The following is a 19,015-nucleotide window of genomic DNA, read 5'->3' on the forward strand; positions in this document are numbered from 1 at the left end:
CAGAGACTTGGTATTCATTTTTCGTCCGAGGACGTTAAGAATCCATGTCACTTTGAGTGCCCACACAGATTGTCTGATAAATTGTTAAAGAGCAGTGCAACGCGGCTTTCGCTCACCGTTGCGAGGTGGCGTATATTACGCTTTCCTCTTTCAGAGTCAACCCTTAATTTAGGATTTTTCTCTTCAACCGAACCGGCTTAATCTGTGAAGTTGTTCACATTTTCCGTGTCAGTGGGAGCGCATTATAGGGAGTTCTTTTGGTATGGCAAGCCTTAAAATACAAAAAACCTATCAAGCGCTCATTATTTGAACTTTCCCAGCCATCTCACGAATAGCTGATACCGCTGAAATCCAGGACTGGCGCGGCCTGCGGCCTATTTCCGTCTCAAGGCGGTTTTTTCAAAAAATGTATGGCGTCCCGCACGCAGACGGCAGCCGCTGGCGTAGAGGAGCCATAAACGGCGGATTAAGCAGCCGCTTTGACTCACGACAAGGCGTCCTCGGCTCACACCTTTCTATAATCAGGACCGTTTCTCCTTACTGGTGTGAATCTATGGCTTATCAACTGAACATTAACTGGCCCGAGTTTTTAGAGAAGTACTGGCAAAAGCAGCCGGTAGTATTAAAGAATGCTTTCCCGAACTTCGTCGATCCGATCACCCCGGACGAGCTGGCGGGTCTGGCCATGGAACCGGAAGTCGACAGCCGGCTGGTCAGCCTGGTAAACGAGCAGTGGCAGGCCAGCAACGGGCCGTTCGAACATTTTGATGGCCTGGGCGAAACCGGCTGGTCGCTGCTGGCGCAGGCGGTCAACCACTGGCATATGCCTGCCGCCGAGCTGGTTCGCCCGTTCCGCGTGCTGCCTGACTGGCGCCTTGATGACCTGATGATCTCCTTCTCGGTCCCGGGCGGCGGCGTTGGCCCGCACATCGACCAGTATGATGTCTTCATTATTCAGGGTATGGGCAGCCGCCGCTGGCGCGTGGGCGACAAGCTGCCGATGCGTCAGTTCTGCCCGCACCCGGCGCTGCTGCACGTCGATCCGTTCCCACCGATTATTGATGAAGATCTCGAACCGGGCGATATCCTTTATATCCCACCAGGATTCCCGCACGACGGCATCACCCACGAAACGGCGCTCAACTACTCCGTTGGCTTCCGCGGGCCGAATGGTCGCGACCTGATCAGCAGCTTTGCCGACTACGCGCTGGAAAACGATCTTGGCGGCGAGCACTACAGCGATCCGGACCTGACCTGTCGCGAACATCCTGGCCGGGTTGAAGAGTATGAGCTCGACCGTCTGCGCGGGATGATGATCGACATGATTAGCCAGCCGGAGGACTTTACCCAGTGGTTTGGCCGCTTTGCCACCACCCCGCGTCACGATCTGGACATCGCGCCGGCCGAGCCGCCTTATACAGAAGAAGAGATTGTTGATGCCCTCAACGGCGGCGAAACGCTGGCCCGCCTGAGCGGCCTGCGCGTCCTGCATATCGGCGACAGCTTCTTTGTGAACAGCGAAGCGCTGGCAATCACCGATGCCGACGCGCTGGACGCGCTGTGCCGCTACACCTCGCTGAGTAAAGATGAGCTGGGCAAGGGACTGCATAACCCGGACTTTATCGCCGAGCTAACGCGCCTTATCAACCAGGGTTACTGGTACTTCGAAGAGTAAGCCTCCCAAAGCCTGGCACCGCCAGGCTTCTTTTTATGGTCTGCTTTTATTACCTGCTTTTATTACGCCCGTTTTGGCAGCGTCAGAATAAAGCGGGTTGAGCGCGCGTCGGACTCTACCGCCACGCTGCCGCGGTGCGCCGTGACGATCGATTTAACGATAGCCAGGCCAATGCCGCTCCCCTCGCCTTTACGCTGGCGGGAGGGATCGACGCGGTAGAAGCGGTCGAAAAGCCGCGACAGATGTTCTGCAGGTATCGGCGCTCCCGGATTCTCAACGATCAGCTGAACCCGGGCATCGGCCTCCGTCAGGTGAACGGTGACCGCCCGGCCGCCCGGCGTATAGCGAATGGCGTTAGAGAGCAAATTACTCATCGCCCGGCGCAGCATCAGCGGGTCGCCAACCACCCAGCAGGCGCTGCCGCTAAAGTGCAGGGCCACTTCTCGATCCTCAGCCCAGGCCTCAAAGAAATCGAAGACCTTGCTGACCTCATCGGCCAGATTCAGCGCTTTTAGCTCCGGGATCAGCTGATTGTTGTCGGCCTGCGCCAGAAACAGCATATCGCTGACCATCCGCGACATCCGCGAGAACTCTTCCAGATTGGAGTACAGCACATCCTCCAGCTCTTTCTGACTGCGGGTCTGACTGAGCGCGATCTCCGTCTGGGTCACCAGGTTGGTTATCGGCGTGCGGATCTCATGGGCAATATCCGCGGAAAAGTTGGACTGACGGGTAAACACATCCTCGATACGTTCCAGCATATGGTTAAACGACAGCACCAGCCGCTCCAGCTCAATCGGCACCGACTGCGGGTTTAAGCGCACGTCGAGGTCGCGGGAGGTAATGTTTTGAATCTGTCGGCTGACCCGGCGAATCGGCTTATGCCCGTGATAGACCACGAACAGCACAATAAAGAAGATAAGGATGCTGATAATCGTCGCCGCCGAAATCAGCCTCGCCTTCAGCTCGTTAATATAGTGGAGATGAAAATCGATCGACAGAGCCATAAGCAGGCGGTAGGCCGGCCTGCCGTCCGCCGCGCGGCCAAGCGGCAGCATAATCAGCCGCCAGGAGCGGGTCTGCATCTGGTGGTTATCATGGGTTAACGCCCGCGGATGCGGATCTACCCACGAGATAACGTTGCCATCCTGCAGCCTGGCGGCAATGCCCGGCGTGCTCATAATATGGCTGAGATCCGGGCCGTTCGGTGACTGGAAAAGGGTCTGCCCGCTGCCGTCATCGAGGCAAATAAAGACGTTGGCGTAGCCATCGATCACGTTCTTTAAGATCTCCAGCCGCCGCGCCTGAGGATAGTCGGCGTGGTTGAGCACCGTCTCAAGGGTGGTGGCTAGCTGCCTGAGGTCGTGGGCGTCTCGCTCTTCAAAGTGCGCCTTTACCGAGTGGATCATTATCCAGGTGAAGGCGAAAAAGGCCACTATCGTCGCCAGGCTGATAAAAAAGGTCAGCCGCGTCGCCAGCGAAAAGGGCCGCCGCAGCAGCTTAATCACCATCCGGCACCTCGAGCACGTAGCCGACGCCGCGCACGGTCTGGATAAGCTTAGGTTCAAAGTCATTATCGATTTTGCCCCGCAGCCGCTTCACCGCCACGTCGATGGCGTTGGTGTCGCTGTCAAAATTCATATCCCAAACCTGGGAGGCGATTAGCGAACGGGGCAGCACCTCCCCCTGATGGCGGATAAAGAACTCCAGCAGCGTAAACTCTTTGCTGGTCAATGTGATGCGCGCGCCCGCGCGGGTCACCCTGCGGCTGACCAGGTCGAGCGTTAAATCCGCCACCTGGAACTGGCTCTCAACGATCGTCGCCGCCCCGCGACGCAGGAGCGTCCTCACCCGCGCCAGCAGCTCGGCAAAGGCAAAGGGCTTGACCAGATAATCATCGGCCCCGAGCTCAAGCCCCTTCACCCGATGCTCAACGGTCCCCAGCGCGGTCAGCAGCAGGATCGGCATGCCTTTATCGGCAGATCGCAGCATTCTGACGATATCCCAGCCGTTCACATCCGGCAGCATAATGTCGAGGATCAGCAGGTCATAATCGCTGGTCATCGCCAGGTGATAGCCGTTCAGACCGTTATCCGCCAGATCGACAACAAAACCGGCTTCCGTCAGCCCTTTCGTCAGGTACTCACCGGTTTTCATCTCATCTTCGACGATCAAAATCTTCATCACCTGCTCCTTCACGCGCCGGTTGTGCGGGCTTTCAATTTTAGAGGAGCGCAACCGGATAGCAATGAATTCTCAGGAAAATGACAGCTTTGTCATTTTCCCGTCACGCGTCAAACAGACGCCGTTGCGTAAAGTACAGGGCATTCCCTGATAGCCGATAAACCTGCCACTATGCGCCAGTTAAAGCTTATTTCGCTCAGCGTTATTTTTATCCTGACGGGCTGTCTCTCCTTAGCCCCGGACTACCGCCAGCCGCCCTCGCCGGTGCCGCAGCAGTTCTCCCTCAGCCAGAACAAACTGGTGGCGCCGCCTGCGGGCTATCAGGAGACCGGCTGGCGCGCGTTTTTCGCCGACCCACAGGTTAAAGCGCTGATTGCCACCGCCCTTGTCAATAACCGGGACTTGCGCATGGCGACCCTGAAAGTGCAGGAGGCGCGGGCGCAGTACGGCGTGACCGATGCCGACCGCTATCCGCAGCTCGACGCCTCCACCAGCACCACCTACGGCGGGAAGCTTAAAGGCGATACCACCACCAGCAGCGACTATCAGGCCGGACTGAACCTCAGCTTCGATCTCGACTTCTTCGGCCGCCTGAAAAACATGAGCGAAGCGCAGCGGCAGACCTTTTTCGCCAGCGTGGAAGCCCAGCGCGCGGTGCACATCTTATTGATTTCGAACGTGTCACAAAGCTACTTCAACCAGCGACTGGCCGCAGCGCAGCTCGCCGTAGCCCGCGAGACGTTAAAAAACTACCGCCAGTCCTACGCTTTTGTAGAGAAACAGCTGCTGACCGGCAGCAGCAGCGTGCTGGCGCTGGAGCAGGCGCGCGGGGTGATTGAAAGCACCCGCGCCGACATCGCCAGGCGGGAAGGCGAGCTGGCGCAGGCCAACAACGCCCTGCAGCTGCTGCTGGGCAGCTATCAGCGCCTGCCGGACGATGCGGCCGACGGCGCGGCGGATCTTCACAGCGTCAGGCTGCCGCCCGCCCTCTCCTCGCAGATCCTGCTCCAGCGCCCCGATATTTTAGAGGCCGAGCACGGGCTGCGGGCGGCGAACGCCAATATCGGCGCCGCGCGGGCGGCCTTCTTCCCGTCGATTACGCTAACCAGTTCGCTTTCCGGCAGCAGCGCCGACCTCTCCAGCCTGTTTAATCCGGCCAGCGGGATGTGGAACTTCATCCCTAAAATCGAGCTGCCGATATTCAACGCCGGGCGAAATCAGGCCAACCTCGACGTCTCCGAAATCCGCCAGCAGCAGTCGGTGGTGAATTACGAACAGAAAATCCAGAACGCCTTTAAAGAGGTGGCCGACGCCCTGGCCCTGCGCCAGAGCCTGGCGGATCAAATCAGCGCCCAGCAGCGCTATCTCGCCTCCCTGCAAATCACCCGCCAGCGCGCCGGAACGCTCTATCAGCACGGCGCGGTCAGCTATATCGAAGTGCTGGACGCCGAACGTTCGCTGTTCGCCACGCAGCAGACCCTGCTGGATCTCAACTACGCCCGCCAGGTGAACGAAATTCAGCTCTTTACCGCCCTCGGCGGCGGCTGGCTGGAATAACCCATTATTGAATATCAGGAGTGTTAATCATGAATCATGTCGCAAAAACGGTCATTTTTGGTCTTCTTCTGTCCGCCGTGGCCTCCGGCGCCCAGGCCGCCGGACACCAGCATGGCGAAATGATGCCCGCCGCGCCCGCCGCCGGGCAGGCGCAGGCCATCAGCGCCACCGGCGAAGTCAAAATCATTGATATGGAGGGTAAAAAAGTCACCATCAACCATGACGCCATCCCGGCGGTGAACTGGCCGCCGATGACCATGCGCTTCACCATCACTCCGCAAACCCAGCTTAACGCGGTTAAGCCCGGCGATAAGGTCGCCTTCACCTTTATTCAGCAGGGCAACCTCTCCTTATTACAGGATATCCACGTTAACTAATAAGGTGTTCACGGAGCGCATTACGATGGTCTCTCTAAAACTTAAAACCGCTGCGCTCATTATCAGCAGTATGTCTCTTGGGGGCATGATTGCGGCGGGCCTCTATATCGGGCTTTCGCCCGCTCATCCTGAGGGCGACGCGGAGCCTGCCGCCGGACAGGCGCGTAAAGTCCTGTTCTGGTATGACCCGATGTACCCCAATACGCGGTTTGATAAGCCGGGGAAATCGCCGTTTATGGATATGGACCTGGTGGCCAAATACGCCGATGAAGAGGCGCCGCCCTCAGCCGCGCCGGGCGTACGCATCGACCCGACGCAGACCCAGAATCTGGGCGTTAAAACCGCCGCCGTCGTTCGCGGCCCGCTAAGCTACGCCCGAACCTTCCCGGCCAACGTCAGCTATAACGAATACCAGTTTGTCATCGTCCAGGCGCGCTCGGCGGGCTTTATCGACAGGGTCTACCCGCTGACCGTCGGGGATAAGATAAAGAAAGGCACCCCGCTTATCGACCTGACCATTCCCGACTGGGTCGAGGCGCAGAGCGAATATCTGCTGCTGCAGGAAACCGGCGGCACCGCCACCCAGGTGGAGGGGATCCTCGAGCGGCTGCGCCTCGCCGGCATGCCGGATGAGGATATCCGCCGCCTGAAGGCGACGCGCAAAATTCAGACCCGCTTCACCCTTAAAGCGCCGATTGACGGCGTGATTACCGCCTTTGATCTTCGCACCGGCATGAACATCGCCAAAGATAACGTGGTGGCTAAAATTCAGGGCATGGACCCGGTGTGGATTAGCGCCTCGGTGCCGGAATCCATCGCCTGGCTGATTAAAGACGCCTCGCAGTTTGTCCTTTCCGTTCCAGCATGGCCGGACAAAGCCTTCACCATCAGCAAATGGAGCATGCTGCCCGGCGTGGATGCGGCTACCCGCACGCTGCAGCTGCGTCTGCAGGTCGATAATCCGGACGAGGCGCTGAAGCCGGGAATGACCGCCTGGCTGAAGCTGAACGCGCAGAGTCAGCCGATGCTGCTGATCCCGTCGAAAGCGCTGATCGACAGCGGCACGGAGCAGCGGGTTATCACCGTGGACGGCGACGGCCGCTTCGTGCCGAAACGGGTCGCGGTCTTCCAGCAGTCCGGCGATATGACGGCGATCCGCTCCGGCATTCACGAAGGAGAGAAGGTGGTCGCCAGCGGTCTGTTCCTGATTGATTCCGAGGCCAATATCTCCGGCGCGCTGGATCGGATGCGCGCCCGGCCGACCGCCACGACGCCGAACGTGCCGAATAGCGCGGCGCATGCGCACTGAGGAGATGACAAATGATTGAATGGATTATCCGTCGCTCGGTGGCCAACCGCTTTCTGGTGATGATGGGGGCGCTGTTCCTCAGCATCTGGGGGACGTGGACCATCGTCCATACGCCGGTGGATGCCCTGCCGGATCTCTCTGACGTTCAGGTGATCGTCAAGACCAGCTACCCCGGCCAGGCACCGCAAATCGTCGAAAACCAGGTCACCTGGCCGCTGACCACCACCATGCTCTCGGTACCGGGAGCCAAAACGGTGCGCGGCTTCTCGCAGTTCGGCGCCTCCTACGTCTACGTGATTTTTGCCGACGGCACCGATCCTTACTGGGCGCGCTCGCGGGTGCTGGAGTACCTCAACCAGGTACAGGGCAAGCTTCCGGCTGGCGTCAGCGCCGAAATGGGCCCGGATGCCACCGGCGTCGGCTGGATCTACGAGTACGCGCTGGTCGACCGCAGCGGCAGGCACGACCTCGCGGAGCTGCGCTCGCTGCAGGACTGGTTTTTAAAATATGAGCTAAAAACGATTTCGGACGTTTCGGAAGTGGCCTCGGTGGGCGGCGTGGTCAAAGAGTATCAGGTCGTGGTCGACCCGCTGAAGCTGACCCAGTACGGCATTACCCTGGCGGCGGTGAAATCGGCGCTGGAGGCCTCCAACCAGGAGGCCGGCGGCTCTTCCGTCGAGCTGGCGGAAGCCGAATATATGGTGCGCGCCAGCGGCTATCTGCAAAGCCTCGACGACTTTAACAACATCGTGCTGGCAACCGGCGACAGCGGCGTGCCGGTCTATCTGCGCGACGTCGCCAGGGTGCAGATCGGCCCGGAAATGCGCCGCGGCATCGCCGAACTGAACGGCGAAGGCGAAGTGGCCGGCGGCGTGGTGATCCTGCGCTCCGGCAAGAACGCCCGCGAAGTGATTTCGGCCGTAAGGGCTAAACTGGCGTCCCTGCAGAGCAGCCTGCCGGAAGGGGTTGAAGTGGTCACTACCTATGACCGCAGCCAGCTGATCGACCGGGCCATCGATAACCTCAGCATGAAGCTACTGGAGGAGTTTATCGTCGTCGCGCTGGTCTGCGCACTGTTCCTGTGGCACCTACGTTCGGCGCTGGTCGCCATTATCTCTCTCCCGCTCGGCCTGTGCTTCGCCTTTATCATGATGCATTTCCAGGGGTTGAACGCCAACATCATGTCGCTGGGCGGAATTGCGATTGCGGTGGGGGCAATGGTCGATGCCGCCATCGTGATGATAGAAAACGCCCACAAGCGGCTGGAGGAGTGGGATCACCAGCATCCCGGAGAGCGGCCCGATAACGACACGCGCTGGAAAATCATCACCGACGCTTCGGTGGAGGTCGGCCCGGCGCTGTTTATCAGCCTGCTGATTATCACTCTGTCGTTTATCCCGATTTTCACCCTCGAAGGGCAGGAAGGTAAGCTGTTCGGCCCGCTGGCGTTTACCAAAACCTGGTCGATGGCCGGGGCGGCGCTGCTGGCGATCGTGGCGATCCCGATCCTGATGGGATTCTGGATCCGCGGCAAGATCCCGGCGGAAAGCAGCAACCCGCTCAACCGTTTCCTGATCCGCATTTATCACCCGCTGCTGCTGAAGGTGCTGCGCTGGCCGAAAGCGACCCTGCTGGTCGCGGCGCTAACGATCCTGACGGTCATCTGGCCGCTAAGCCGGGTGGGCGGCGAGTTCCTGCCGCAGATCAACGAAGGCGATCTGCTGTATATGCCGTCAACCCTGCCGGGAATTTCCGCCTCGCAGGCGGCGGATATGCTGCAGAAGACCGATAAGCTGATCATGACGGTGCCGGAAGTGGCCCGCGTGTTCGGCAAGACCGGTAAGGCCGAGACCGCCACCGATTCCGCGCCGCTGGAGATGGTCGAGACCACCATTCAGCTCAAGCCGCAGAATCAGTGGCGCCCGGGGATGACCATGGAGAAGATCGTCGAGGAGCTGGATAAAGCCGTGCGCCTGCCGGGACTCGCCAACCTGTGGGTGCCGCCGATCCGCAACCGGATCGATATGCTCTCCACCGGGATCAAGAGCCCGATCGGCATTAAGGTCTCCGGCACTAACCTCGCCGATATCGACGAGAGCGCCGAGCAGATTGAAGCGGTGGCGCGTACCGTGCCGGGCGTCACCTCGGCGCTGGCGGAGCGGCTGGTCGGCGGGCGCTATCTCAACATCGATATCAACCGCGAGCAGGCCGCCCGCTACGGCATGAGCGTCGGCGACGTGCAGCTGTTCGTCTCCTCGGCCATCGGCGGCGCGATGGTGGGCGAAACGGTAGAAGGCGTCGAGCGCTACCCGATCAACATCCGCTACCCGCAAAGCTACCGCGACAGCCCGGAGGCCCTGCGCCAGCTACCGATCCTCACTCCGCTGAAGCAGCAAATCGTCCTCGGCGACGTGGCGGAGGTCAAGGTGGTAACCGGCCCGTCGATGCTGAAAACCGAGAACGCCCGCCCGACCAGCTGGATCTATATCGACGCCAGGGATCGCGACATGGTGTCGGTGGTGCACGATCTGCAGCAGGCCATCGCCCAGGGCGTGAAGCTGAAGCCGGGGACCAGCGTCTCCTACTCCGGCCAGTTTGAGCTGCTCGAACGCGCCAACCAGAAGCTGAAGCTGATGGTCCCCATGACGCTGATGATCATTTTCGTCCTGCTGTACCTGGCCTTCCGTCGCTTTGGCGAAGCGCTGCTGATCGTCGCCAGCGTGCCGTTCGCGCTGGTCGGCGGCATCTGGTTCCTCTACTGGATGGGGTTCCATCTGTCGGTGGCGACCGGTACCGGCTTTATCGCCCTTGCCGGGGTGGCGGCGGAGTTTGGCGTAGTGATGCTGATGTACCTGCGCCACGCCATTGAAGCGGAGCCGTCGCTGGAGAACGCGGAAACCTTCAGCGCTGATAAGCTTGACGAAGCGCTGTACCGCGGCGCGGTGCTGCGCGTACGGCCAAAGGCGATGACCGTGGCGGTGATTATCGCTGGCCTGCTGCCGATTTTATGGGGTACCGGCGCCGGTTCGGAGGTGATGAGCCGCATCGCCGCGCCGATGATTGGCGGAATGATCACCGCCCCGCTGCTGTCGCTGTTTATCATTCCGGCAGCCTATAAGCTGATGTGGCTGTACCGGCACCGGCGCCCGGCGCAGCGGGCATAACCGAGCGGCGTGCGGGCCGGATCGCTATCCGCCCCGCGCGCCCTCGCGCACTCTGCCAGGAGGAGCTAGCACGTTGATGGCGACATCTTCGTGGTTCGATGCTGAATATGCGCCCGCAGCAGCTCCTCCATCTCCTCTTCTCTCACCTGGGGATCGATCTTTTGATACTCAAAGGTCAGCGCTCGCTGCCGGTAGAGAGCCAGCAGCGGGTTATTATTTAATAATAATTCACCGATCGCCTTAATCCGGCTGGCTTCAAGCTCCGGCAGCGCTTTAATGATGGCCCCGCACGGAATATCGCCATCGTCGCCGATCATAACCAGCGAATAAAAATCGCTGAAGGCGGAGAGTTTCCACGCCGGCACGTTAAATTTATTGTAGTTACTTCCGCCGCTGTCGATATTGGCAAAATTGACGGTATATACTCGTCATACTTCAAGTTGCATGTGTGTTGGCTACGTTCGCTCACCCGAATCACTTACTGGTGTAAGCTCATCGGGATTCACTCCCTTGCCGCCGTCCTGCAACTTGAATTATTTAGAGTATAGAACGGAATAAAATCGTTTGCCTGCAGGTCCAGAGAAATATAAATCTTTGTTTTTCGTTTATCCCAAAAAAGATATTTACGTGAAAATACTTGAGCAACAGAACAGCTATTTATTTATATTATCAACCTTGCCAGCCTACGTATGCCATAAGCAAAAAATTCTCTAAGGCCATCATCGTCCTTTCAGGCCATGGCGCTCTTTGCGTAACCGGCCATAACAGGCAGATTCCTGCCGGATGATTTAACCGTGATTATATTTCTTACAGTAGAACATCGGCATATTATGTAAGTAGATGACAGGATTGTTATACTTATCGTACTCAATCTTCAGCGCAAGCTCTTTTCCTGCTTCATAAAAGAATGCAGGAAAATGAAAATCCACATTGCTGCCTTTGCTGTTATCGGTACTCAGGTACTCGACATACTGATTTTTAAGTATGTAAACATCATTATTTTTCACGTATGTAAAATTAATGACCCTGCCAACCTGCGACTGCACGCCATTCTCAGCGGCGATGGCATGCACCGTGAGTTCGCCTTTATCATTACCCAGGGTGAAACCAAAATTTGAGTCCAGACGAAAACCATCATGCAGTAAGGTATGACGACTCTGGCATACAATTTTATTATTTGAATCATCCGTAGTGAAAAAATAGACCGCCGCAAATACAGTCGCTATCAGTAAAACAGCCAGGTAGTGTATCTTTGTTCGCATTACTTTACCTTCATGTTCTTCATTACCGTCAGCGAGCGGCAGTTTTGATTTTTTTTATCGTATACGGGGCAATACATTAAGTTTAATCGTGTATTCATTGGCGATGCAGTAAAATAAACCACTTCTTTATTCACACAGGATAACCCCAGGGCGCTGAGGATTCCCTTAATTTCAGCGGGTGAATAATTGCGGCCGGCTGAAAATAGAGTACAGCCATCGGAAGAGATTTTGACATAGTCAGCAAAAGCATCACCGCCGGCGCTATAGTGATGATTAAAAATACTCAGTAAAGCCATCGCCACAATGACAACTATCCCTACATTTCTTAACCATTTACTTCTGTTATTGCCATCACTATTTACCGAACTATCTGCTGGCTTGATTTCATCTACCACTGGATCGTGTAATACCTCGGGCGTGCTATTAAACACCGCCAGAGTATCATCAACCTCTGCCAGGGCAGGAATTTCATCCGCGATATTATTCGGAGCCAGGGCCTCTTTGCCGTCAACGTCGGTTTTTACACTGTTGTCAATTTGTAGATCAATATCTTCATCCGGATACAGATATGCTACTTTTACGCTATTATTAAACCTCAACCCGTGCCTTGGCACCGTATCAATAACGTCTGAAAACCCTAAAACCGCAAGGGATTTTCGGAGGTGTAAAATACACTGGTAATAAGTGTTATGGCTCACGCCGGCATTGCGCTTGCTCCCCCATCCGCAGAGGATCAGCTCTTCCTGAGAAACAATCTCTCCCTGGTGACGGAGTAACTTTTCCAGACAGCAGCTCGCAGGAAGATGTAGCTTAATTTCTTTTGCATTTAGCTTATCAACAATCACCCGCCGGGAAGGGACGAACGCCGCCCTCTCCCCAATAATAAAGCTTTGGATGTTATCTGAGCGATCCATATTACTACACCCTTAGCTACCAGTGTCTTTGAAATCAGTGAGTTAGATATTCGGCGAATGAAGAAATTTTTTCGCGCAAATATTAACCAATCAAATAAAGATTAACAAACGGAATTTAACTATGTTCCGGTGGAGAAAATCCATATCGCAATACGCAAAATGCGAGGGATATCTATTTATTTCAGCAATATCCATAGACAGACTATCAACTTGTTTCCAGGTTAGCATTGGTGTAAATAATTATAGATGCTAATGCCTTCCTAAAGGTTTTTAAAAGGTTACCAGAATGACTAGTTTATTAATCACCGTTCCTGGCAACTGGTATTGACCTCCCCCCGGGATTAGATACAACGCTCAGTTAGTCATGGCGGATCCTTCATTCTCAGAATTACCCTTTCTCCAGCCCGCCGCAAATTCAGACGGCGTCTGATAATTCAGCGTGGAGTGCGGGCGGCACTCGTTATAATCCTGACGCCATTCGCTGATGGTTTTCCTGGCATGACTGACGTCACTGAACCAGTGTTCATTCAGGCATTCATCGCGAAAGCGTCCGTGAAAACTCTCAATAAATCCGTTCTGTGTCGGCTTGCCGGGCTGGGTAAGTCGCAGCTCCACGCCATGCTCAAAGGCCCATTGATCGAGCGCGCGGCAGGTAAATTCCGGGCCCTGATCGGTTCTTATCGTAGCCGGATAGCTGCGAAACAGCGCAATGCTGTCCAGAATACACGTGACCTGCACACCTGAAATCCCAAAGGCAACAGTGACAGTCAGGCATTCCTTTGTGAAGCCATCGACGCAGGTAAGGCACTTGATCCTGCGACCGGTAGCCAGCGCATCCATGACGAAATCCATCGACCAGGTCATATTGGGCGCCGCCGGGCGTAGCAGCGGCAGACGTTCTGTTGCCAGCCCTTTACGACGTCGTCTGCGTTTAACGCCCAGCCCGTTCAGATGATAAAGGCGGTACACGCGCTTGTGATTAACATGAAGCCCTTCACGGCGCAGTAACTGCCATATGCGGCGGTAGCCAAAACGCCTGCGCTCCAGTGCCAGCTCAGTGATGCGCCCTGATAAATGGGCATCAGCAGCTGGACGCTGAGCGTCATAGCGGCAGGTCGACAGGGACAAACCTGTGAGTCTACAGGCACGACGTTGCGACAGACCGGTCGCATCACACATCAACACCACGGCTTCGCGCTTCTGGTCTGTCGTCAGTACTTTCGCCCAAGAGCCACCTGAAGCGCCTCCTTATCCAGCATGGCTCCGGCAAGCAGCTTCTTGAGTCTGGCGTTCTCTTCCTCAAGCGACTTCAGGCGCTTAACCTCAGGCACCGCCATGCCGCCATACTTCTTACGCCAGGTGTAAACGTGGCGTCGGAAATGGCATGCTTGCGGCAGAGTTCGCGGGCAGAAATCCCGGCTTCAGCCTCGCGGAGAATACTGATGATCTGTTGGTCGGAAAAACGCTTCTTCATGGGGATGTCCTCATGTGGCTTATAAAGACATTACTAACATCGGGGTGTACTAATCAACGGGGAGCAGGTCGATAGGGCTGTTTATAAACAGAGGCCAGAATCTAGACCTCTGTTTAGTTAATCACGATAAGTGCTCTTCCTTAGAATACTTTGGTGCAGTCCCTGAGGGTACGTAACCTGATGGAAGAGACTGTTTCACATCAAAGTTTCCCAACTCGCTGTTCAGTTTCTCTATATCCAGTGACCCGTTCCAGCGGGAAATCACCAGAGTGGCAACCCCGTTGCCAATAACATTAATCAACGCACCTCCTTCTGAAATAAAGCGATACACGCCAAGCACCAGTACCAGGCCCGCAGCAGGAACGCTATGCATCGATCCCAGCGTAGCGGCAAGTGTTATAAATGCGCCACCACTGACACTTGCCGCCCCTTTCGAGGTCAGTAAAAGAATGACCAGCAGGGAAATCTGATGCGGTATTGACAGGTGAATATCCAGCGCCTGAGCGATGAACACGACCAGTACCGTCATGTTGATGCAACTACCATCCAGGTTGAAGCAGTAGCCAGAAGGAACGACCAGACCCACAACAGGTTTATCGCAACCGAGTTTTTCCAGCTTCGTCATCAGTCGAGGCAAAGCTGATTCTGATGATGAGGTCCCCAGTACAATCGCCAATTCCTCGCGGATATAACGCAGAAAACGCCACAGACTGAACCCGCACAGCTTAGCCACCACGTTAAGCACCACAAAGACAAAGAATAGGCCGGTCAGGTAATAGCACACCAGCAAGGCACCGTATGAAGAGAGCGATGCCACGCCATACTTACCGATGGTAAACGCCATGGCACCCATAGCACCTAATGGGGCAAAATACATCACAATCTTGAGCATGTTGAAAAATGTTTTAGCAATTAAATCAATGGTGTTAAGCAGTGACTTACCCAAATCCCCTAATAACTGAAGACCAAAAGCAAACAGGATCGAGATAAAAAGGACCTGAAGAATATTTCCTTCAGCAAATGCACCGAAGACAGTTTCAGGGATAATATGGGTCAGAAAGCCAGTTACGGATTGTTCATGCGCCGCTTGGGTGTAGGAAGCGATTGCCCCGCCATCCAGCGATGCAGGATCGATATGCATTCCTTTACCAGGCTCCATCAGGTTGACTCCGATTAACCCTATAATGAGCGCAAGCGTAGTCAGCACCTCAAAATAGACCAGCGATTTCCAGCCTACCTGACCGACACTCTTCAGGCTTTTCATGCTGGCAATGCCACTGACTATAGTGCAAAAAATAATGGGCGCGATAAGAAGCCGGATAAGCTTTATAAACGTATCCCCTAGTGGTTTTAAATCTACGCCGATGCCGGGATAAAAATGACCAATTCCTATACCGATAGCAATTGCAATAATGACTTGTATATAAAGATGCTTATACCACTTCTTATTATTATTCGAGGTAGCGATGTTCTGAGACATAATATTTCCTCGGTTGAGATAGTGCATTTGTAGGGTATTAAAAGGCGTGTCATAGCGCGCCATTTTTTATCAGACAACTCGGTTTTTTATTACGCCACCAAAAAAGCCAGCAAGATTATAATTAATGCCTTTCACCAGGTTATTGACACTTGTCTGGCTCGCCCAGGCAACATGAGGGGTAATGAGCAGGTTTTTATGCGGAATCTGGAAAAGTTTATTTTCAGGAGAAGGCGGTTCTTTAGTCAGGACATCTAGTGCTGCTCCAGCTATTTCTCCTCTGGTGAGCGCATCGGCCAGATCATTTTCATTAATGAGAGCACCTCTTGCCGTGTTTATAAGCAACGCACTGGGTTTCATCCGTATCAGTACATCGCGATTGATGATCTGATACGTTTCAGGAGTGAGAGGGCAATGTAAAGTCAGGATATCGCTTTGCGAAATGACGTCCTCAAAAAGTGCGTAACCCTCACGCACATTGCTTTGCCCGGGACGTTCTGCAAACAATACGTTCATACCGAGTAATCTGGCGAGACGGGCAACAGCACAGCCAATATCTCCGCGCCCGATAATGCCCAAAGTTGCCTCCTGAATGTCACCGATGGGCGATTTATGCAGGCAAAAATGCAAGGATGAGCTCCACTCGGTATGTGACGCGCAGCAGTATTCAATAAGGTTGCGCCTCAGGGCAAAGACAGAGGCAATCACGCTTTCTGAGACGCTACGTGTCGAATAACCAGGAACATTACTGACCACTATCCCGCGCTCCCTGCAATAGTCTGTATCGATACAGTCATAGCCTGTGGCAGCAACACAGATAAAGCGAAGAGAAGGTAATTTTTCCAGAGTGCCTTTACGCAACGGAACTTTGTTGGTTATAACGATTTCGGCATTATCCAGCACGGACACAATATCCTCTTCGCGCGTACTTTCCCGATAAATCCAGTTATCACAGCTTTCAGGTTTTTCTAACTGCACGGGCAATGTCCCCGCATCCAACGTCACAATTTTCATATCGCCTCCGGTGACTGCTTTTGATACTGTGATATCTCAATAAGATTAAGGTCAGGATCACGTAGGTAAAATGAAGTAATAGGACCACATGCACCCGTACGGGTTACCGGACCCTCAATAATCACCACACCGCATTGCTCCAAATGCGCCTTTATTTTATCAACCGAATAAGAACTTATCAGGCAGATATCGAGTGAACCTGGCATAGGGATATGCGCTTTTGGTTCTATTTCTTTGCCGTATTCATGGATATTTATTTTTTGCTGACCGAACGTGAAAGCAATTCTGTTATCACCAAACTGCATCAGTTTCATACCCAGTATGCGCGTATAAAAATCAGTGCAGGCTTTAATATCCCGGGTGGTGAGTACAATATGGTCAATATGATCAATCATGTCGGACTCACTGTTTTATTGCAGCTCTTAAAATTTTGTTCCAGTGACGTTGGCATCTGGTGTAAGTCAGAGCGCTGGCCAGCGTTTACAATTGCGCCATGCACTTTATGACCAATGAGAGGCTCAAGCTCACGTGATATCCCGAGGAGAGCGGACAAATCCACGTTGGTTTGATAACCCATCAGCTCAAGCATATGCACCATATCTTCTGTACAGACGTTACCGCTTGCACCCGGGGCGTAGGGGCAACCACCGAGACCACCTGCTGACGAATCAAACCGATCAATGCCTTCAGATAGCGCGGCTGCGGTATTAGCCAGCGCGAGCCCACGGGTGTCGTGGAAGTGAAGGGTGATCTCTAAATGCGGGAAATGCTGTTTTACTACTCGACACAGAGAGGCGACCTGGGTCGGAAAGGCCATTCCTGTGGTATCACATAACGTCACGCCGCGGACGCCCAGGCTGGCGAAGCGGTCAACAAAATTCAGGACCGTATTTTGCGAAACGTCGCCTTCAAACGGACAACCAAAAGCTGCTGACAAAGAAAGGTTAATCGCAACAGGCGTGTTCCTCAGTTCTTGAATCACCAGACTTAGCTGCGAAAAAGAGGCTTCTCTGCTCATACGCAAATTCGTATTATTATGACTTTCGCTCGCGGACATGACCAGGTTAGCTTCATCAATCCGGCAGGCCATGGCACGTTCAGCACCGCGCAGGTTCGGCACCAGCACGCTGTATTCGACACCGGTTTCACGGCGTATCCCTTGCATTACTGCTTCAGCATCTCTCAACGCAGGTATAGCTTTAGGAGAAGTAAATGAAGTTACCTCTACCTTAGCGAAGCCGCACATGCTGAGGCGATCGATTAACGCAATCTTGTCCTGCGTTTCTACAAAGATGGCCTCATTCTGTAATCCATCCCGTGGACAGACTTCCTGCATGAAAATGCGTCTGGATCCGGAGTGTAACTGGACAGTCATACGATCCCCTTTGCCTTCAATGTTATGATTTGATTTGCATTAATACCCAGTTCAGACAACACTTCTCCCGTGTGCTGACCCAGTTCAGGTGCCTCATGCCTGACCCTGCCGGGAGTAGACAGTAGTTTAGGGACGATGCCGGGCAGAATAACTGGCGTGCCGTCAGGTAAATGCGCGGGTAAAAGCATATCGCGAGCTTTATAGTGAGGATCGTTAGCGATGTCAGATGCATCGTAGATTTTTCCGGCCGGAATGCCGCCCTCATTCAATGAGGCCAGCACTTCATTCAGGTTGCGCTGACGGGTCCATTCTTCAATCGCCGCATCTAACAAAATGACCTGCTTCACACGCCCGTCATTGTGTGCCAGTGCCGGATCGGCGGCCAGATCAGGACGTTCAATGATCTGCATCAGACGCTGAAAGATAGAGTCGCCATTTCCGGCCACAAGCGCATATTTTCCGTCTTTACATCTGTAAGCATTTGTAGGAGCAATACCGGGTAGGCTGCTGCCTGCGGGCTGACGGATATGATCAAAAACTGAGTATTCAGGGATGAGGCTTTCCATCATGTTAAATACGGATTCATACAACGCCACATCTATCTGCTGCCCCTGGCCGGTAGCTTCCCGGCTTCGAAGGGCTAGTAATACGCCAATGACGCCATGTAGCGCAGAAAGGGAATCACCGATTGACACGCCGACGCGCACCGGCGTTCTGCCGGGTTCGCCCGAAAGATGACGTAAGCCACCCATCGCTTCGCCAATCACACCAAAGCCTGGCCGATCGCGATAAGGCCCCGTTTGTCCATAACCTGAGACACTCAAAACGATAAGCCCGGGATTATTCATATGCAGGGTTTCCCAGCTGAGCCCCCATTTCTCCAGCGTTCCTGGACGAAAGTTTTCGATCAGTACATCGGCCGAGTTAAGAAGTGATATGGCAATCTGCTGACCTTCTGGCTGCCTCAGGTCCAGCGTGACTGAGCGTTTGTTGCGTGACTGTGCTGCCCACCAGACAGACGTTCCGCTATGCAGCATGCGCCACTTACGTAAAGGGTCGCCTTTGCCAGGCGGCTCTATCTTTATGACATCAGCACCAAATTCAGCCAACATTCGGCCAGCCATCGGCCCGGCAATAAGCTGACCCATTTCAATAACGCGCAGCCCTTCAAGTGGTAAAGCCATGCTTCCTCCGTTAACATTTATGTAACGTAAGAAAGCATGGCTCTGCTTA

At 54.6% G+C, this 19,015-nt stretch carries 15 protein-coding genes and 1 pseudogene; 5 read left to right on the top strand and 11 right to left on the bottom strand.

All coding sequences use genetic code 11. The features are described 5' to 3' along the window. Positions 1-553 precede the first annotated feature (553 nt). Positions 554-1,675, top strand: coding sequence for a cupin domain-containing protein (locus tag GVK32_RS19960; RefSeq protein ID WP_159873915.1), 1,122 nt, complete (start codon positions 554-556; stop codon positions 1,673-1,675). Between the two features lie 62 nt (positions 1,676-1,737). On the opposite strand, the gene GVK32_RS19965 is transcribed toward GVK32_RS19960, so the two are convergent. Further along, positions 1,738-3,186 carry a Cu(+)/Ag(+) sensor histidine kinase gene (locus GVK32_RS19965; protein WP_159873917.1) on the bottom strand — a complete coding sequence of 483 codons (1,449 nt, stop codon included), beginning with the start codon at positions 3,184-3,186 and terminating at the stop codon, positions 1,738-1,740. After that, positions 3,176-3,859 carry a copper/silver response regulator transcription factor gene (locus GVK32_RS19970; protein WP_045853224.1) on the bottom strand — a complete coding sequence of 228 codons (684 nt, stop codon included), beginning with the start codon at positions 3,857-3,859 and terminating at the stop codon, positions 3,176-3,178. Before GVK32_RS19970 ends, GVK32_RS19965 begins: the two co-directional genes overlap by 11 nt. 171 nt (positions 3,860-4,030) lie before the next feature. Here GVK32_RS19970 and GVK32_RS19975 point away from each other — a divergent pair, with 171 nt between their 5' ends. The 4 genes from GVK32_RS19975 to GVK32_RS19990 are packed head-to-tail and all read left to right on the top strand — an operon-like array spanning position 4,031 to position 10,266. Then, positions 4,031-5,416 (top strand): Cu(I)/Ag(I) efflux RND transporter outer membrane protein, encoded by a 1,386-nt coding sequence (locus tag GVK32_RS19975; RefSeq protein ID WP_159873919.1) that lies wholly within the window; start codon positions 4,031-4,033, stop codon positions 5,414-5,416. A gap of 29 nt (positions 5,417-5,445) precedes the next feature. Next, positions 5,446-5,793: a cation efflux system protein CusF gene (gene cusF, locus GVK32_RS19980; RefSeq protein ID WP_159873921.1), complete on the top strand. Its 348-nt coding sequence runs from the start codon at positions 5,446-5,448 to the stop codon at positions 5,791-5,793. 25 nt (positions 5,794-5,818) lie between these two features. Continuing rightward, positions 5,819-7,102: an efflux RND transporter periplasmic adaptor subunit gene (locus GVK32_RS19985; protein ID WP_159873923.1), complete on the top strand. Its 1,284-nt coding sequence runs from the start codon at positions 5,819-5,821 to the stop codon at positions 7,100-7,102. Between the two features lie 11 nt (positions 7,103-7,113). Further along, positions 7,114-10,266: a CusA/CzcA family heavy metal efflux RND transporter gene (locus tag GVK32_RS19990; protein WP_159873925.1), complete on the top strand. Its 3,153-nt coding sequence runs from the start codon at positions 7,114-7,116 to the stop codon at positions 10,264-10,266. A 65-nt stretch (positions 10,267-10,331) separates the two neighbouring features. Here the strand turns inward: GVK32_RS19990 and GVK32_RS19995 are convergent, their stop codons facing one another. The 9 genes and pseudogenes from GVK32_RS19995 to GVK32_RS20035 all read right to left on the bottom strand — a co-directional run bounded on the left by GVK32_RS19995 (position 10,332) and on the right by GVK32_RS20035 (position 18,966). After that, positions 10,332-10,631, bottom strand: coding sequence for a hypothetical protein (locus GVK32_RS19995; RefSeq protein ID WP_159873927.1), 300 nt, complete (start codon positions 10,629-10,631; stop codon positions 10,332-10,334). Positions 10,632-11,054: 423 nt separating this feature from the next. Then, complete coding sequence (locus tag GVK32_RS20000) at positions 11,055-11,528, bottom strand: hypothetical protein (RefSeq protein ID WP_159873929.1); 474 nt, start codon at positions 11,526-11,528, stop codon at positions 11,055-11,057. After that, complete coding sequence (locus tag GVK32_RS20005) at positions 11,528-12,442, bottom strand: transcriptional regulator (RefSeq protein ID WP_159873931.1); 915 nt, start codon at positions 12,440-12,442, stop codon at positions 11,528-11,530. Before GVK32_RS20005 ends, GVK32_RS20000 begins: the two co-directional genes overlap by 1 nt. A 354-nt stretch (positions 12,443-12,796) precedes the next feature. Then, a pseudogene (locus GVK32_RS20010) lies at positions 12,797-13,916 on the bottom strand (IS3 family transposase). Positions 13,917-14,037: 121 nt separating this feature from the next. Next, complete coding sequence (gene dctA / locus GVK32_RS20015; protein WP_159873933.1) at positions 14,038-15,396, bottom strand: C4-dicarboxylate transporter DctA; 1,359 nt, start codon at positions 15,394-15,396, stop codon at positions 14,038-14,040. A 69-nt stretch (positions 15,397-15,465) separates the two neighbouring features. Continuing rightward, positions 15,466-16,407: a D-2-hydroxyacid dehydrogenase gene (locus GVK32_RS20020; RefSeq protein ID WP_159873935.1), complete on the bottom strand. Its 942-nt coding sequence runs from the start codon at positions 16,405-16,407 to the stop codon at positions 15,466-15,468. After that, a complete protein-coding gene (locus tag GVK32_RS20025; RefSeq protein WP_159873937.1) occupies positions 16,404-16,802 on the bottom strand; it encodes a VOC family protein in 399 nt (132 codons plus the stop codon). Before GVK32_RS20025 ends, GVK32_RS20020 begins: the two co-directional genes overlap by 4 nt. Further along, positions 16,799-17,782, bottom strand: a complete 984-nt coding sequence (locus tag GVK32_RS20030; protein WP_159873939.1) for a hydroxymethylglutaryl-CoA lyase — start codon at positions 17,780-17,782, stop codon at positions 16,799-16,801. The genes GVK32_RS20025 and GVK32_RS20030 overlap by 4 nt, the downstream gene beginning before the upstream one ends. Continuing rightward, positions 17,779-18,966: a CaiB/BaiF CoA-transferase family protein gene (locus GVK32_RS20035; RefSeq protein WP_159873941.1), complete on the bottom strand. Its 1,188-nt coding sequence runs from the start codon at positions 18,964-18,966 to the stop codon at positions 17,779-17,781. The genes GVK32_RS20030 and GVK32_RS20035 overlap by 4 nt, the downstream gene beginning before the upstream one ends. Positions 18,967-19,015 lie beyond the last annotated feature (49 nt).

The organism is Klebsiella sp. 18074, assembly GCF_902705905.1.
Taxonomy (GTDB): domain Bacteria; phylum Pseudomonadota; class Gammaproteobacteria; order Enterobacterales; family Enterobacteriaceae; genus Klebsiella; species Klebsiella terrigena.

Excerpts from the sequence above, each read along its gene's own strand:
- GVK32_RS20000 (WP_159873929.1), bottom strand. The coding sequence starts at position 11,528 with ATGCGAACAAAGATACACTACCTGGCTGTTTTACTGATAGCGACTGTA.
- dctA (WP_159873933.1), bottom strand. The coding sequence starts at position 15,396 with ATGTCTCAGAACATCGCTACCTCGAATAATAATAAGAAGTGGTATAAG.
- cusF (WP_159873921.1), top strand. The coding sequence starts at position 5,446 with ATGAATCATGTCGCAAAAACGGTCATTTTTGGTCTTCTTCTGTCCGCC.
- GVK32_RS19965 (WP_159873917.1), bottom strand. The coding sequence starts at position 3,186 with ATGGTGATTAAGCTGCTGCGGCGGCCCTTTTCGCTGGCGACGCGGCTG.
- GVK32_RS20020 (WP_159873935.1), bottom strand. The coding sequence starts at position 16,407 with ATGAAAATTGTGACGTTGGATGCGGGGACATTGCCCGTGCAGTTAGAA.
- GVK32_RS20030 (WP_159873939.1), bottom strand. The coding sequence starts at position 17,782 with ATGACTGTCCAGTTACACTCCGGATCCAGACGCATTTTCATGCAGGAA.
- GVK32_RS19975 (WP_159873919.1), top strand. The coding sequence starts at position 4,031 with ATGCGCCAGTTAAAGCTTATTTCGCTCAGCGTTATTTTTATCCTGACG.
- GVK32_RS20005 (WP_159873931.1), bottom strand. The coding sequence starts at position 12,442 with ATGGATCGCTCAGATAACATCCAAAGCTTTATTATTGGGGAGAGGGCG.
- GVK32_RS19990 (WP_159873925.1), top strand. The coding sequence starts at position 7,114 with ATGATTGAATGGATTATCCGTCGCTCGGTGGCCAACCGCTTTCTGGTG.
- GVK32_RS19960 (WP_159873915.1), top strand. The coding sequence starts at position 554 with ATGGCTTATCAACTGAACATTAACTGGCCCGAGTTTTTAGAGAAGTAC.
- GVK32_RS20025 (WP_159873937.1), bottom strand. The coding sequence starts at position 16,802 with ATGATTGATCATATTGACCATATTGTACTCACCACCCGGGATATTAAA.
- GVK32_RS20035 (WP_159873941.1), bottom strand. The coding sequence starts at position 18,966 with ATGGCTTTACCACTTGAAGGGCTGCGCGTTATTGAAATGGGTCAGCTT.
- GVK32_RS19970 (WP_045853224.1), bottom strand. The coding sequence starts at position 3,859 with ATGAAGATTTTGATCGTCGAAGATGAGATGAAAACCGGTGAGTACCTG.
- GVK32_RS19985 (WP_159873923.1), top strand. The coding sequence starts at position 5,819 with ATGGTCTCTCTAAAACTTAAAACCGCTGCGCTCATTATCAGCAGTATG.